At 39.1% G+C, this 15,056-nt stretch carries 9 protein-coding genes and 1 pseudogene; 5 read left to right on the plus strand and 5 right to left on the minus strand.

What is annotated here, in order from left to right; genetic code table 11:
* The first annotated feature begins 4 nt into the window (after positions 1 to 4).
* Positions 5 to 1,039, plus strand: a complete 1,035-nt coding sequence (locus IPK31_21465; GenBank protein MBK8090257.1) for an LD-carboxypeptidase — start codon at positions 5 to 7, stop codon at positions 1,037 to 1,039.
* Between the two features lie 70 nt (positions 1,040 to 1,109).
* On the opposite strand, the gene IPK31_21470 is transcribed toward IPK31_21465, so the two are convergent.
* Positions 1,110 to 4,505, minus strand: a complete 3,396-nt coding sequence (locus IPK31_21470; protein MBK8090258.1) for a DUF4082 domain-containing protein — start codon at positions 4,503 to 4,505, stop codon at positions 1,110 to 1,112.
* 349 nt (positions 4,506 to 4,854) lie between these two features.
* On the opposite strand from IPK31_21470, the gene IPK31_21475 reads away from it, so the two are divergent.
* On the plus strand, positions 4,855 to 5,763 hold the full coding sequence (locus IPK31_21475) for an LD-carboxypeptidase (GenBank protein MBK8090259.1): 909 nt from the start codon (positions 4,855 to 4,857) through the stop codon (positions 5,761 to 5,763).
* 37 nt (positions 5,764 to 5,800) lie between these two features.
* Here IPK31_21475 and IPK31_21480 read toward each other — a convergent pair.
* Positions 5,801 to 8,301 (minus strand): annotated as a pseudogene (locus IPK31_21480) (sodium-translocating pyrophosphatase).
* Positions 8,302 to 8,684: 383 nt separating this feature from the next.
* Between IPK31_21480 and IPK31_21485 the strand changes: the two are divergent.
* From IPK31_21485 to IPK31_21495, 3 genes are all read left to right on the plus strand, one after another.
* Entirely contained in the window at positions 8,685 to 9,269 is a 585-nt protein-coding gene (locus IPK31_21485; GenBank protein ID MBK8090260.1) for a YceI family protein, read from the plus strand.
* Between the two features lie 39 nt (positions 9,270 to 9,308).
* Positions 9,309 to 10,622, plus strand: coding sequence for a hypothetical protein (locus IPK31_21490; protein ID MBK8090261.1), 1,314 nt, complete (start codon positions 9,309 to 9,311; stop codon positions 10,620 to 10,622).
* Positions 10,623 to 10,699: 77 nt separating this feature from the next.
* The gene (locus tag IPK31_21495) at positions 10,700 to 11,302 is read left to right on the plus strand and encodes a YceI family protein (protein ID MBK8090262.1); all 603 of its coding nucleotides are present in this window, start codon (positions 10,700 to 10,702) and stop codon (positions 11,300 to 11,302) included.
* On the opposite strand, the gene IPK31_21500 is transcribed toward IPK31_21495, so the two are convergent.
* From IPK31_21500 to IPK31_21510, 3 genes are all read right to left on the minus strand, one after another.
* On the minus strand, positions 11,295 to 12,119 hold the full coding sequence (locus IPK31_21500) for an alpha/beta fold hydrolase (GenBank protein MBK8090263.1): 825 nt from the start codon (positions 12,117 to 12,119) through the stop codon (positions 11,295 to 11,297). The two genes, IPK31_21495 and IPK31_21500, sit on opposite strands and share 8 nt — an antisense overlap.
* Before the next feature lies 1 nt (position 12,120).
* A complete protein-coding gene (locus IPK31_21505) occupies positions 12,121 to 12,864 on the minus strand; it encodes an alpha/beta fold hydrolase (protein ID MBK8090264.1) in 744 nt (247 codons plus the stop codon).
* A 143-nt stretch (positions 12,865 to 13,007) separates the two neighbouring features.
* Complete coding sequence (locus tag IPK31_21510; protein ID MBK8090265.1) at positions 13,008 to 14,999, minus strand: KUP/HAK/KT family potassium transporter; 1,992 nt, start codon at positions 14,997 to 14,999, stop codon at positions 13,008 to 13,010.
* Between the last annotated feature and the right edge of the window lie 57 nt (positions 15,000 to 15,056).

Consider the following 15,056-nt stretch of genomic DNA (forward strand, 5'->3'; position numbering starts at 1 on the left):
CTGCATGAAGCGTAAGCACTTTTTACAATCCATTCTGCCTGCAGCAACATTGCTTCATACAAATGCAATTGATTTTGCATCAAAAGCTGAAGAAGAACCGGCCGGACCTCTTCTGGTTCCTCATTATCTGAAAGATGGAGACACTATTGGTATTACTTCACCTGCAGGATATATTACTGAAAAAGATATTCAGCCGGCAGTATTACAATTGCAAAGCTGGGGCTTAAAGGTAAAGGTTGGCCAAACAATCGGTAAACGTGAATTTACTTTTGGCGGAACAGACGCAGAACGTACTGCTGATTTTCAGCAAATGATTAACGATCCGGCAATCAAAGCGATTATGTGTGCAAGAGGCGGTTATGGTCTTGTAAGAATAATTGACCATCTCAATTTTTCCAAACTCAAATTACACCCAAAGTGGATTGTTGGCTTCAGCGACATTACTGTACTTCACAGTCATCTTAACAGGAATGTTGGCATTGCTTCTATTCATTCTAAAATGTGCAATAGTTTTCCTGAAGACTGGAGCAAAGCAGAACCCATCCAGATAGAAACAATTCTTTCCATCCGAGATGCACTGAAAGGAGTAAAAATGAAATACGAAACTACACCCAATGATAAAAACAGAAAAGGTTCAACAGAAGGAATCCTGATTGGCGGCAATTTAAAAACGCTGGAATCACTGGCGGGTAGCAAAAGTGATATCAAAACTGCCGGCAAAATTCTGTTTGTCGAAGATACAGGTGAATATTTATACAGCATAGATCGTATGTTCTGGAATTTAAAACGAAGCGGAAAACTCGACCACCTTGCCGGGTTGATTATCGGTGGATTTAAAATTAAACAAAGTGAAGACCCCAATGAAGAGTTTGGCAAAACGTTACACGATATTGTATGGGAAAAAGTAAAAGGCTATCACTATCCGGTTTGTTTTGATTTCCCGGTTGGTCATCAGAAAAATAATTTTGCTTTGAAATGCGGCGTTAAACATCAGCTCAGGATCACTGAGACTTCAGTGATCCTTACTGAAAACAAATAGCCCGGCTATTTAAGATAACCGGGGCTATTGCATCAATTGCTGAGTTTTTCAGGATTAATCTTTTCTTGATTTATTCAATCACAAACTTTCTGACTGCTTTGTATTCAAATGTTTCCATTTTCAAATAATACATACCGGCTGAAAGTCCTTTCCGGTCAAATCGCATAGTATAAGTACCCTTCTGTCTTGTTTCATTCATCAATGTTTGAATCAGTCTTCCTTTAATATCATAGATCCCGATTAAAACATTTTGCCTGGTTGGAATTGTAAATTCAATAACAGTGGATTGATTAAATGGATTGGGATAATTCTGCTTCAGGTCAAAATCAAGCTGCCCGTTTAATGTTATTGATTTAATTGCCGAAATTGATTTTTTATCATTGAAATCAATCTGTATCAACCGATAGAAGTAACGGCCAGCTTGCAACCCTTTATCTCTGTACTGGTAGTGATTAACTGCTGAAGATTGTCCAGCACCTTTCACAAACCCAATTGTTTCCCAGTTGGCGGCATCTTTACTTCTTTGCACATCAAATCCCTTATTGTTGACTTCTGTTGAAGTTGACCAATCAAGTAAAGCATCACTTTGTCTGGCCGCAACATTAAAGGCAATTAATTCAACAGGGAGCGGCCCGCAACTGCCAACGTTTAATGTAACCGGTGTTTCTTTAGTGATCGAGCAACCGCCATTATCAGTAACAGTGGTTAATGAAAGAGTAGTAGATAAAGTAGCTGTGATTCCTGTACTGAACGCAACCCCACTTTGTACGTTGTTATACACATTACCATTAACCGTTAACTGGAAAGGACCCGTACCTGAATTGGCCGATGTATAAATCAGCCTGATATTTGAACCTGAACAAACACCGGGTGTCTCAGTAGCAATTGTTCCCTTTGGCAAAGGCTTTAACGACAATGTTGCTGTACTTAAATTGGCTCCTGTATTTGTACAACCATTGAGATCAGTAATACCGGTTAAGATATAATCGATATTTTGGTTTGTATTAATATCCGGAATAAAGAGCACATCCACCCAATAGTTACGTGACTGGAATGTTTGATCAGGAAAACCACTTCCATATCCGCCTAATCCATTAGGGCCATCTGTTCCATCCTGCAATGCAGTTAATGGCCCTTTAGTGAAAGCATTTGTAAAATAGAAATCAGAATAGGCATAATATCCGCTCGGTGTATAATAGGTTACAACATAAGTAGTATTTGGCTGTATAAAGACTGGCTGGCTGAACCGTGCCTGTTTCCAGCCAACGCTTGCATCATTGGCATTTGTAAACGTAACACTTGCAAGCAAAACGCCGGCACTGCTGTATAGCTTGCCTACCTGAGATCCTGTATTTAATCCTCCTTTATAAAACTGTACACCGGTTACATAACCTGCAACAGAAGAACGGAATTTCATTCCTAATTCTACAGGTTGCCCGTCAGTTTCATTTGGCACTGCAAATACCGGGGCCGTATTCCAAAGGCTTACTTCGTTTGTGGTAGAAGTTGTAAAAGCTGAACCTACTGTTACATTATCATATGTAGTACCGTTTACAACAATACTGAATGGCGAAGTTCCTGTTGCAGCCGATAATTGCAGTGAAACGGGGCTGTTTAAACAACTTGCTGTTGGTACTGTTACTAACGTTGCAGTTGGCGCAGCACAAACGAAAGAAGCATAAGTTGCTACATAATTGCCGGTAATACCATTAAAGAAAGCATATTGATACCCTTTGATTGTTTGAATTGAAAACGAAACAGGGTTTCCATTCAACGTTATACTTTGTAAACTCAAATTATTAGTGCTGCCGGTAAATTTAGGCAACATAGCCCTAAGGTTTTTTGATCCGCTGGCAGCCGTGATTGTAAAGCTTAGCTGATTACTGCTCCAGTTAAAAGCACCAAAGGATGAATTGTTTCTTCCATCCAGCCATGTAAGCATCTGTTTGGCTGAAATAACCGGAATATTTCTTGTTTGTGCTGCTTTAATAATATCATCTGATTCGGTTGAGAAAGCATAATCTGTATGCATCTGAGTACCAAACACACCGTAATATCCATTAACCCCAATTGCATTATCCAGTAATGTATTGATATGAGTGGAAACAGTTATACCAGATTCGTCTGTTATTTGAGTTGGAAGTTGATAATTGTCAAAAATTGCACCGTTTGTGTTGGCTAAGCGCATCGGCAAACCTGACCCTGTAAATAAACCCGGTCTGTTTTGCACCCATGTGTCGGGCCAATAATAATAATCCCCGTTTAAGCGAACCCCCTTTGAAACTTCAACAGTTGGTTTGCTTGCCCAATCACTCCAAACAGCACAATGTGTACGGTTGGTAGAAGGGGCATTCAACCCCGGATATGCAGCCGCAAATTGCGATAGTTGTGCAGTATAATCAGCAAGTAATGATGCAGCTGAATAGTCATTACAATTTGTATTTAAATGCATGGATATTTCAAATCCATCAGACTGGAAAGCCACAGCTTCGGTATTGGTTAAAAATCCCGGATAAATATTAGAAGTTGAACGAATAGCGATCCAATCATCTACAGCCTCCTGTGTATTAGATACACTCAACTTTTTATAGTGGTTAAATCTTTCGGCTGTTCCGCCTATTGCATGATCATCTCCCGACATTACAACTGCAGCTTTCAGATCCCTTGGTAAATACCAAAAACGGGGCAAAGGCTTTTTATGCTGATTACTTTGAATAATGATATTTGCCAGTAAACGCTGCTGCTCATCTGCCTGTGGAATCTGAATTTTATTAAAATTCAACCACTCTGGCTGAACATCACCAACTTTAGCACCATAGTACATATCAATTGCCCGGATTACTCCGTTTCCATCCCTGTCATCGCCTGCCCAGGCCGGGTTGCCCTGTCGGGTATAAACAATAGACCGGCATAAATCATAGGTAAACGCAATTGTTTTTCCCCCATTTGCACCAACATTTCTGGTTGTAACTGCGGGTCTTGTTGTAGCAGTGGTAGCATTTGAATACAAGGTAGCTATTGATGAAGTTCCTGCATTTAAAGTATATAAATCAGCAGTGCCGTGAAACTGTATTGTTTGGTTAACAAGTCCCTTACCAGGGCCATTTGCAGTAGCAATCAGCAGGTACTGGTTTGACAGGGTTGGAGAGCCTCCAACAACGGTAATTCCCATTAGTGTTCTGATATTTGCACTGGGCCTGAATGCTATAAGAACACCTCCTGCGTTAACCCAGGTAGTGAACATTGTAGCCTGTGCAGCAGATACTGTCATTTCACCCAAAACAACAACATCATAATTATTCAAAACTGCTGCCGTAACAGCTGTAATATCCTGAACTGCAAATTCATTCAATCCCTCTGCCCGTAAAATTTCAGCTGTATAGCGACTGAAAGGGTTCGACGCTGTATGAATCACAAGGACTGGGCCACCCGGGCCTGTGTTGGGGTCAGCTTGTGCAAATAGCATCGATAGGGATATCATAAATGCTATAACCGTTGAGAATGAGCATTTAAGTGTCAGCAGAGCATAGGTATGCTTTCTGAAATGGTTGGGAATGTGATTCATAAACCAGTAAAATATTTAATGTTTGATTCAGCTTTAAAAAGGAGAATGGATTGAAAAATGAATAAGCTGGAAAACGGGTTAAGCGGATTGGAAGTTAAGGGACGGTTGATCGGGGATATGAATCAAAAAACAGGTGTTACCTGCGTCAAATATATAATAATTCATTAACAAATTATAAAAACATTTTTGCTGATGGATTGCCCATGGAAATCCGGAAAGACATCCACAAAAATTCAATTATTTTTACTTTATGACCAAAGTTCCTCCTTACCTCAAAAAAGGCGATACAATTGCCCTAACCTGCCCTGCCGGGTATATGCTGCAGGAAAAAGCCCAAACCTGTATAGAAACTTTTCAGAAATGGGGCTACGAAGTGCTGGTGGGCAAAACCCTGGGCAGTAAATCAAAAACATGCTTCAGCGGAACGGATGAAGAACGGCTGATTGAATTCCAGGCAATGCTGGATGAACCCAGTATAAAAGCCATCCTTTGCGGACGTGGCGGCTACGGAGTTGGAAAAATCATTGATCAGCTGGACTTTACAGCTTTCAAAAAAAATCCCAAATGGATTATAGGCTTCAGTGACATTACTGTTCTGCATGCACATATAAACCGTAATTACAAAATTGCAACACTTCATGCGCCTATGGCTGCAGCATTTAATGATGGTGGCTATAAAAACAAATATGTACAATCACTGAAAAATGCATTAGAAGGGAAAAAAGCAAACTATTCCTGCAAGCCGAACCGGTATAATCATGCCGGAAAAGTAACTGCTGAATTAGTTGGCGGCAACCTTGCATTGGTAACACATTTAATAGGGACCAAAAGTGATCTTCAAACAAAAGGAAAGATGTTGTTTCTGGAAGATGTTGGCGAACAGCATTACAATATTGACCGTATGATGCATCAAATGAAACGCAGCGGTAAGTTCAATGATCTTGCCGGGTTAATCATTGGCGGATTTACAGATATGCAGGATACTGAACGGCCTTTCGGAAAAAAAGTGTACGATATTATTCACGATTTAGTGAAAGATTACAACTATCCCATCTGTTTTGGTTTCCCAGTAAGTCATGATAAAGAAAACTTTGCAATAAAAGAAGGTTGCCAGTACCAGCTAACTGTTACAGACAACCTTTGTGTATTAAAAGAGTAACAACACTGCCTAACTGCTTTTATCAAACAGTTGTTTCTTAAACATCAGCATATGCTTCTTCATCTGTTTTTTCAAGTACCTTAACAACAATTGTTGGCTTTTCTTCTTTTAAATCATAAACATTTTCCTGTGATATCCGCATTTTGTAAAAAGAACGCCAAACAAATACCAGTGCAATAGCAAGGAATGCCAATCCTGCAAACGGAGCCACATCTCTGAATGATTCAGAAATTGCAATTTCCATTGCAAGCAATCCAAACAGTGTTGTGAATTTTATGATCGGGTTCAGTGCAACTGATGAGGTATCCTTAAATGGATCGCCAACTGTATCGCCAATAACTGTTGCATCGTGCAATTCTGTTCCCTTCATTTTCAATTCAACCTCAACAACTTTCTTGGCATTATCCCATGCACCACCTGCATTAGCCATAAATACCGCCTGGAACAAACCAAATACGGCAATAGCAATGAGGTAACTTACAAATAAGGCTACTGCATTATTGCCGCCAATACCTGATGGTGATGATAAACTTGCAAATGCAAGAGCAAAGAAAAAGATGGCAACGAAAATATTAAACATTCCTTTCTGTGCATATTGTGTACAGATCTTTACCACTTCATTGGATGCTTCAATATTTGCTTTTTTCGGTGCATCAGGATCAAGATTGATATGATCCTTGATGTATTTAACAGCTTTGTATGCACCTGATGTAACAGCCTGTGTAGAAGCACCGGTAAACCAGTAAACAACTGCACCGCCTAAAATAAATCCAAGTATTGTATATGGATTAAGCAGGTTTAAAATAAGTTCGGGCTGTACACCCAGTGTTTTCTGAATCATCAGAATCAGTGAAAAAATCATTGTGGTAGCACCTACTACTGCCGTACCAATTAATACTGGTTTAGCAGTAGCTTTAAATGTATTACCTGCACTGTCGTTTGCTTCAAGATAATATTTGCTTTTTTCCCAGTCGGGTTTAAATCCAAAGTCTTTTTTTATTTCAGCATTGATGCCGGGTATTTCTTCAATCAAAGAAAGTTCATAAATAGATTGTGCATTATCTGTAACAGGTCCGTAACTGTCAACAGCAATTGTAACGGGGCCCATTCCGAGTAAACCAAATGCAACAAGACCAAAAGCAAACACAGAAGGATAGATCATAATTGAATCCAATCCGAATGTACTTGCGAAGTAGGCTGCAAACATCAGCACGAAAAAACCAGCCCATTCCAGAATGCACTGAAGTTACCTGCAACAAAACCAGATAAGATAACCAAGGAAGCTCCACCTTCTTTTCCTGAGTTTACAATTTCACTTACATGTGAAGATTTGGGTGAAGTAAATATTTTTGTGAATTCTGGAATCAATGCACCACCTAATGTACCGCAACTGATAATGGTTGATAAGATCCACCAGAGATTTGTATTTCCACCGAGATCATAAATCAGGAAATAACTTGCCACAAATGTAACAATGATTGATAACCCGGAAGTAATCCAGACTAAAGAAGTTAAAGGAGTTTCGAAATCAAAGTCAATTGAATGTCCAAATCTTGCCTGGCTGATAAAACCATTAACCCAGAAAGCAACTAATGATGTGGCAATCATCAAAATTCTCATCATAAAGATCCACACTAAAAGTTCTGTCTGTATTCCTTCACCGCCTGTAACAGCAAGAAGAATAAATGAAATCAGCGCAACACCTGTTACACCGTATGTTTCAAATCCATCAGCTGTAGGTCCTACACTGTCACCTGCATTATCACCGGTACAATCAGCAATAACGCCTGGGTTTCTCGGATCATCTTCACCAATTTTAAACACAACCTTCATTAAATCAGAACCGATGTCTGCAATCTTGGTAAAGATACCGCCGGCAATACGCAAAGCAGATGCACCTAAAGATTCACCAATAGCAAAACCAATAAAACAAGCGCCTGCAAGCTCACCGGGCATAAACAATAAAATCACCAGCATTAATAATAATTCAACACAGATGAGAACCACGCCGATACTCATTCCTGCATTCAATGGAATCTTTAATAAGTTAAACGGCTTTCGCTGTAATGATGCAAACGCCATTCTTGAATTAGCCAGTGTGTTCATTCTTATACCGAATGCTGCAACAGCATATGAACCGATAATACCAACCACTGTCCATCCTAATATCAGTAACACACCACCAATACCAAATAATTTCTGTCCATCTTCACCTTTTGCAAGAAATCCAAAATATCCTGCAACAGCGGCTCCTATAAACAGGAACAGGATGGCCAGAAATTTTCCCTGCTGTTTTAAATAAGTAACACAGGTTTTAAAAATAACATCTGAAATTTCGAGCATGGACCGGTGTGAAGGAAGTTTTTTCACACGAAAGAACTGATACAATCCAAATGCTAAGCCGAAAGCGATAATGAAAAATCCCCAATACAATCTGGTTTCATTTTTAATTGCATCGGGGATTCTTAAATCTGCTTCGCCTGCACGAAGCAGAAAGGGTGCAACAAGTGTTGCAGCTAAAATGCCTGTCTTTTTCATTTTGTGTAAAGTTTATTTCGAGAGAGAGAGAGTATGGCAACAGATAGGAACACTGTATCTCGTTTATGCTGAAAAGGATTTATTTCAGCGATATCAAAATTAAGAACTAATGCAATTGAATGTTTAATTTTTTACGCAAACGTTCTCTTACACACAAAAAAAAATCAGGAAAAAATATTGAAAATTATTGTCATCATTTTATGACATGCCCTGAAACCTTTGCCAGCAAAGGGTTCCAACCGCAGACAGGCTGATTCCTGATTTCGGTCATTTAAAACTGTGATTAATGTCACTAAAAATTCTGTGCCTGATCATTTCGCAGCAATGTCAATGTTCCAACTTTTGTGTTATCAAATTATCAATAAACAATCAAAATAGTTTTTATGTTTTACAAACTTTCAATCGCACTTCTACTTCCTGTTCTGTTGATGACAGGTGTACTAAATGCACAAACAAAATTTTCAACAAAATCTTATCAGATAACAGTAGCAGGAACATCAACCATGCACGACTGGACATCAAAAGCAACTGCCGTAACTGTTACCGGTGACTTTACTATTTCTAATGGAACAGTTGAAAAAATAAATGCTGCTGCTGTAAAAATTGATGCAAAATCACTGAAGAGTACAAAAAACTCCGACCTGATGGATGAGCGTACACACAGCACCATCAAAGCTGATAAAAACCCAAGCATTACTTATGTATTTACAAAAATTGTTTCAACTCAGCAAAGCGGAAGCGAAACAACAGTAACGGTCAATGGTAACCTTACAATTGCAGGTGTTACAAAACCTACTGACCTGGTATTGAAATTCAAATCACTTCCGAACGGAGATGTAGAAGTAAAAGGAAGCCGTAAGATTCTGATGTCAAATCATGGAATTAAACCACCCAGCTTTATGCTCGGAGCTATGAAAGTAGGTGATGAAATCACTATTACGTATGATGTAATTCTTAAAAAAATATAAATCAGTAAACAACTTTTTAAATCGAAAAATTCATAAAACATGAAACAGTTATCAAACTATCTGAAAAAAGCAGTAATTGCTGCACTTGTTCTGTCTCCATTAGCAACATTTGCACAACAACCAAAAATCCAGAACCTGAGAGCTTATGATCAGAGTGGGATTAATGTATTTGAAACTCCAAAAGAAACGGCTGTGCCTTTTGACGGTGTTAAAGTCCGCTTTGGTGCAGGATTTAATCAACCCTTTCAGAGCCTGAAACATTCAAACACTGCAGGCAGCCCGGCTCTCTATCCAAGATTAGCTCCGGGATTTGCAGTAGCACAGGCAAATCTTTATACTGATGTTCAGTTGGCCGATGGCATCCGTTTAAACCTAACTACCTATCTTTCTTCACGTCACCATAATGAAGCATGGGTAAAAGGTGGTTATATGCAATTCGATAAGCTTCCGTTTAAAGGTGAGATATGGAATAAAATCACGAATGTTACAACTGTTAAAGTTGGACATATGGAAATCAACTATGGAGATCAGCACTATCGCCGTACAGATGGAGGTCATTCAGTTTACAATCCCTTCATTGAAAACTATATCATGGATGCTTTTGCAACTGAAGTTGCCGGTGAAGTTTATGTACAGAAAAATGGACTGTTAGGTATGGTTGCCCTTTCCAATGGTTTAATTAATGGTGGACATCAGGAACCCATTTATACCGGAACAACAACTTTCAAACGCAAAGCTTCTGTGTATGCTAAACTCGCATACGATAAGCAAATAGAGGAAAAAGTAAGAGTAAGAGTTGCCGGTTCAATTTATCATAACAACAGTGATGGCCGCAGTACTTTATTTGGTGGAGATCGTACAGGCAGCAACTACTTCTTTGTAATGGAACCCGCTGCAGCTACTGCTTCTGCAAATGCTTTTTCAGGCCGCATAAACCCAAGTTTCACCAACCAGATCACAACCATGCAGTTTAATCTCTTTGCAAAAGCCTATGTGTTTGAACTCTTTGGGACTTTTGAAAATGCACGAGGAAGAACCAATACTGAAAAACTTGCAAATTTTGATAAAAGATCAGTGAATCAAATTGCTGTAGATGGTGTTTTAAGACTTGGAGCAAAAGAACAAATTTTCCTTGGTGTACGTTATAACCAGTTAAAAGGTCAGATGCTTACAAGCAATGCTGCAAAGCAAACAGTTAATCGTTTTGCAGTTGGAGGCGGATGGTTTGTAACTAAAAACATCTTAATGAAAGCTGAATATGTAAACCAGGATTATAAAGATTTCCCAACCGGAAATCCCTATAACGGTGGTAATTTCAAAGGCATTGTGATAAATGCAGCGGTAGGATTCTAATCAATTAAAAACGAGAAACCAATAAATAATACAAAGCCCTGCACCAATAATGCAGGGCTTTTTTAACTTTGGATTTCATGTATAAACTTCTGTTCATATTATCCCTGTTTTTTCTTCATGCAGATAATGCAAGCCCCATCAAACTATCTTACCAGATTGATGAAAAAAGCCAATTGTACCTGTTGGGCTCAACCAATGTAAATAACTTCAAATGCGCCTGTACAGATAAATTTCCGGCTGCAGTGCTTGAGGCAGAAGTGAATGAACAGTCACGGAACATTCAGTTTAAAAACACAAGCATCCGGATTAAAACTACCCTGCTCAACTGCAAAAACAATGTCATGAACAGGGATATGCATAAGGCATTGAAAGCAGAAAAATATCCCTACATTCTTGTTGAGCTGATCAATGCACAGCCTCTTCATGATGAAAAACAATTACAGAACAGCAAAGTTTATAAATATAATGTGAACGCTGTTATTACAATAGCCGGCATCAGCAAACAGCATTTAATGACTGTTCAAATGGTGAAACTCAGTAACCACCTGTACAGGCTCAATGCAGCTAAAGATCTGCTGATGAGTGATTATGAAATTAAACCACGCACTCCCTTCAACATTATTAAAATTGATGACCTCGTAACCATTCACTTCGACATGGTAGTAGTAGCAGCTAATTAATCATCAGTAAAGAATCGAGCTTTTGATGAAAGAATGGAAATTCATTGAGGTTATTGTGTTTCCCCTTCTCAATAATAATATATTCATCCCCTGCTTTCAATAATTTTTTTAATTTTCTGCTGTTACGGTAAGGAATAATTTCATCTTTTGTGCCATGAAAAACTGTTACAGGTGCTTTCACCATCTGTATATATTCAAACACTGGAAATTTAAAATGAATCATCCGTTCGGTTGGATAAATGGGAAAATGAGAAGCGGCCAAAGACGGAAAGCTGTAATACGGTGTTTCAAGAATTAGCCGTTTACATTTATTATGACTTGCCAGTTCACTCGCAACACCGGTGCCCAACGATCTTCCATAAAGAATAACACTATCAGCAGCGAATCGTTTGCCCGCCATTTTATACAACAGGTTTGCATCGCTGTACAAGCGTTCTTCTGTAAACACTCCTGTTGATTTTCCAAAGCCGGGATAATCGGGCATCCACACTTCATAACCATGCTTAGTGAAATTGTCAGCATAGGCAGCATAACGGTTAATATTATCCCTGTTGCCATGAAAATAAAGTACAATGCCTTTGATATGGATGGTATCTGCAGGAAAGAACTGCATCAAAAACAACTGCTCATTTTCATTGAGATGCAGTGTTACAGCTTTATGTGGCGCAGCAATATCAAACACATACCCGGCATGTAAAGCTTTTGGGTGCAGCAGAATTTTATCCTGTAATTCCCACAGGGCAATTCCACCCAGGCAATAAACAGCAATAACAATTTTGACTATATTAAAAATTCGCTTTCTTACTTTGGTTTGCATATTACAGTTTCAGAATGTCACGTATAAAATTATGATAGTCGTGGAATGACGGAAGATTATTATGTCCTCCTCCATAAATGCGGATCAATGTAATACGGCCGGGATTTAGTTTTTGAAGCTTTTCACTATGCTGAATTGGAATAAGTTTATCTTTTGTACCATGTATAATATAGGTATGGCATTTTACATTCCCAATCCATTTATCTGTTCGTAAGTGAAAACGTAATACAAAACGCATGGGAAAAAATGGGAGAAAACGTTCCACTACTTTCAGAAAACTGTAATAAGGCGCATCTAAAATTAAATAGCGTGGATGATTTTCTGCAGCCAGTTTAGTGGCAAAACCACTGCCCATACTTCGTCCGTAAACAATGATATGATCTTCCGGGAACTGGATGCAGAGTTCATCGTATACAAACTGCATGTCTCTGATCATGGCTGTTTCGCTTCGCTTGCCAATACTTTTTCCAAAGCCACGGTAATCAACAAGTACCACATCATAACCAAAACGGTAGAAATCTTTCGCATATTTACCCCAGCCTTTTATGCTTCTTGTATTGCCGTGAAAATAAAGGATAAGCCCGTGAGGGTTCTTTACATGAAAATGAATGCCGCTGATGGTTACACCCGGCTCAGGAAGAAAACTGATTTCTTTAAACGGGGCATCATACTTAAACTCAAAATCAGCAGCTAATTTTTCAGGTTTAAAAATGAGCCTTTCCTGTACGAAGTAAGCAATCAGCATCACCAGAAGATACCCGATAATTATATAAATGATGGTTGGCGACAAACAGTTTCTGCATCGCAGTTTAAATTATTCTGATGCGATGCGTTATTTAAAGTAATGAGAAAATCGCACATAACAAATTATAACCATTTGCCTGCTGATCAGTATCCTTCGTCTTCGTTCTGGTAAATCCGTTTCAGCTTTAAGCTGCTGATGGGAGCAACAATCAACGGGAACTTTTCAACTGATACATTGCTCTGATCGAGACCAAAACCTTTTTCCTCGCTCAACGCCATTTTCTTAATATTAAAATACAAGCGCATAATTACCCGCTCGAAGAAAGGCAGTTCATTATCCTGGCTCAGGAATTTTTCCAATACCACAAACTGAAAATCGCCTACTACATTATTACGTTGCAAACTTTCATAACGGCTGGTAATGTTTACTTCTTTATTCGCCACCATATCTTCCACCACCTTACGGAACATAAGATTAATACGTGGCTGCATACGGAATCCTAACCTGAACTCAACCCTGATCACTTCATTGGGAATAATGGTGGTAACTTCAAATTCGCAGGTATAAGGGTCATCTAATGTATCCACATGAACAAACCAGTAAATATCAGCCCGCTTGGGTTTGCGGTTGAGGATAGAGTAAATGATTTTATGTTCAATTTCGTTGGGGTTATTTGCACTGGTAAGGTAAACCAGATGTGTTGCATGCTTTGTTACCGTCATATCATTACTGAGTTCCTGTAACATAGGTAGGTAATGTTCAAGCCGTACAAATTCAACATAACGGTTTTTGATTTTTCTTGAACGGTACCATGTATACATAATGAGGAACATGATAAACCCGATAACAAGAGTGATATAACCACCATGTATAAATTTTTCCAGTAAGGCAATCAGGTAAGCAATTTCAATGATGAGGTAACCTGCCAGAAAAATATAGATAAATACCGATTTAGCCCGGTGAAGAACAAGATAATTTGCAAAGAGCAGTGTTGTCATGATCATAGTAACAATGATTGCCAAACCATAAGCTGCTTCCATTCTTGAAGACTCCCTGAAATAAAGAACAACAAATGTGCATCCTAAAAACATGAACAGGTTCATGCCCGGAATAAACAACTGTCCTCTTTCTTCGGAAGGGTAATTAACTTTTAAACGTGGCCACAGATTTAAACGCATGGCTTCACTGATGAGTGTAAATGCCCCTGCAATCATTGCCTGGCTGGCAATAACTGCTGCGCTGGTTGCAATAATAACACCCGGAATAATGAACCAATGCGGCATCAGATCATAAAATGCATGAATACCGGATTGCGCTTTAAACGCAGTCGTTATGTGCTGACCGTTATGATGAGCCAGAAGAGGAGCACCTTGTCCGAAATAATTGAGTAATAAGCAAGCCTTCACATATACCCACGTTACCCGTATGTTTTCCCGGCCGCAATGACCAAGATCGCTGTATAGTGCTTCCGCACCCGTTGTACAGAGAAAGACTGCTCCAAGCAACCAGAATCCCTCCGGATATGTTCTTAAAAAGTCGAACGCATAATATGGACTCAGGGCTTTAAAAATAGAGAGATCGTCTGTGACATGTGTTATTCCAAGAATCGCCAGCATGGTAAACCACAACATCATAATAGGGCCAAACATTTTACCAATAGACCCTGTACCAAACTGCTGCATAAAAAAGAAAAGTGCAAGGATAGTAAGTACAATTATTACAATGGTATTTACAGGCAAATCACGCAACTGCGGCAATACCTTTAACCCTTCAATGGCAGATGTAATAGAAATAGGAGGTGTAATAATTCCATCAGCAAGCAAAGCAGCTCCGCCAACCATTGCAGGCAACACCAGCCATTTTTTACGGCGGCGTACCAACGCATATAAAGCAAATGTGCCACCCTCACCCCTGTTATCTGCCCTCAATACCATCACCACGTACTTGATAGTTGTTTGCAGAGTGAGCGTCCAGATAATACAGGATAATGTTCCAACAATCAATGTTTCGGAAACAACCCTCCCACCAATAATGGCATTAAAAACGTACAGCGGAGATGTTCCAATGTCGCCATAAATGATTCCTAATGCAATTAATAAACCTGCTCCGGTAATTTTTGAAGTGTGCTTTCCCACAAATAGTATTTAATTGAGGATACGAACCAATGTTGATAATGGTTTTGGCATAACCTG

The sequence above is a fragment of the Chitinophagaceae bacterium genome (assembly GCA_016713085.1).
Lineage (GTDB): Bacteria > Bacteroidota > Bacteroidia > Chitinophagales > Chitinophagaceae > Lacibacter.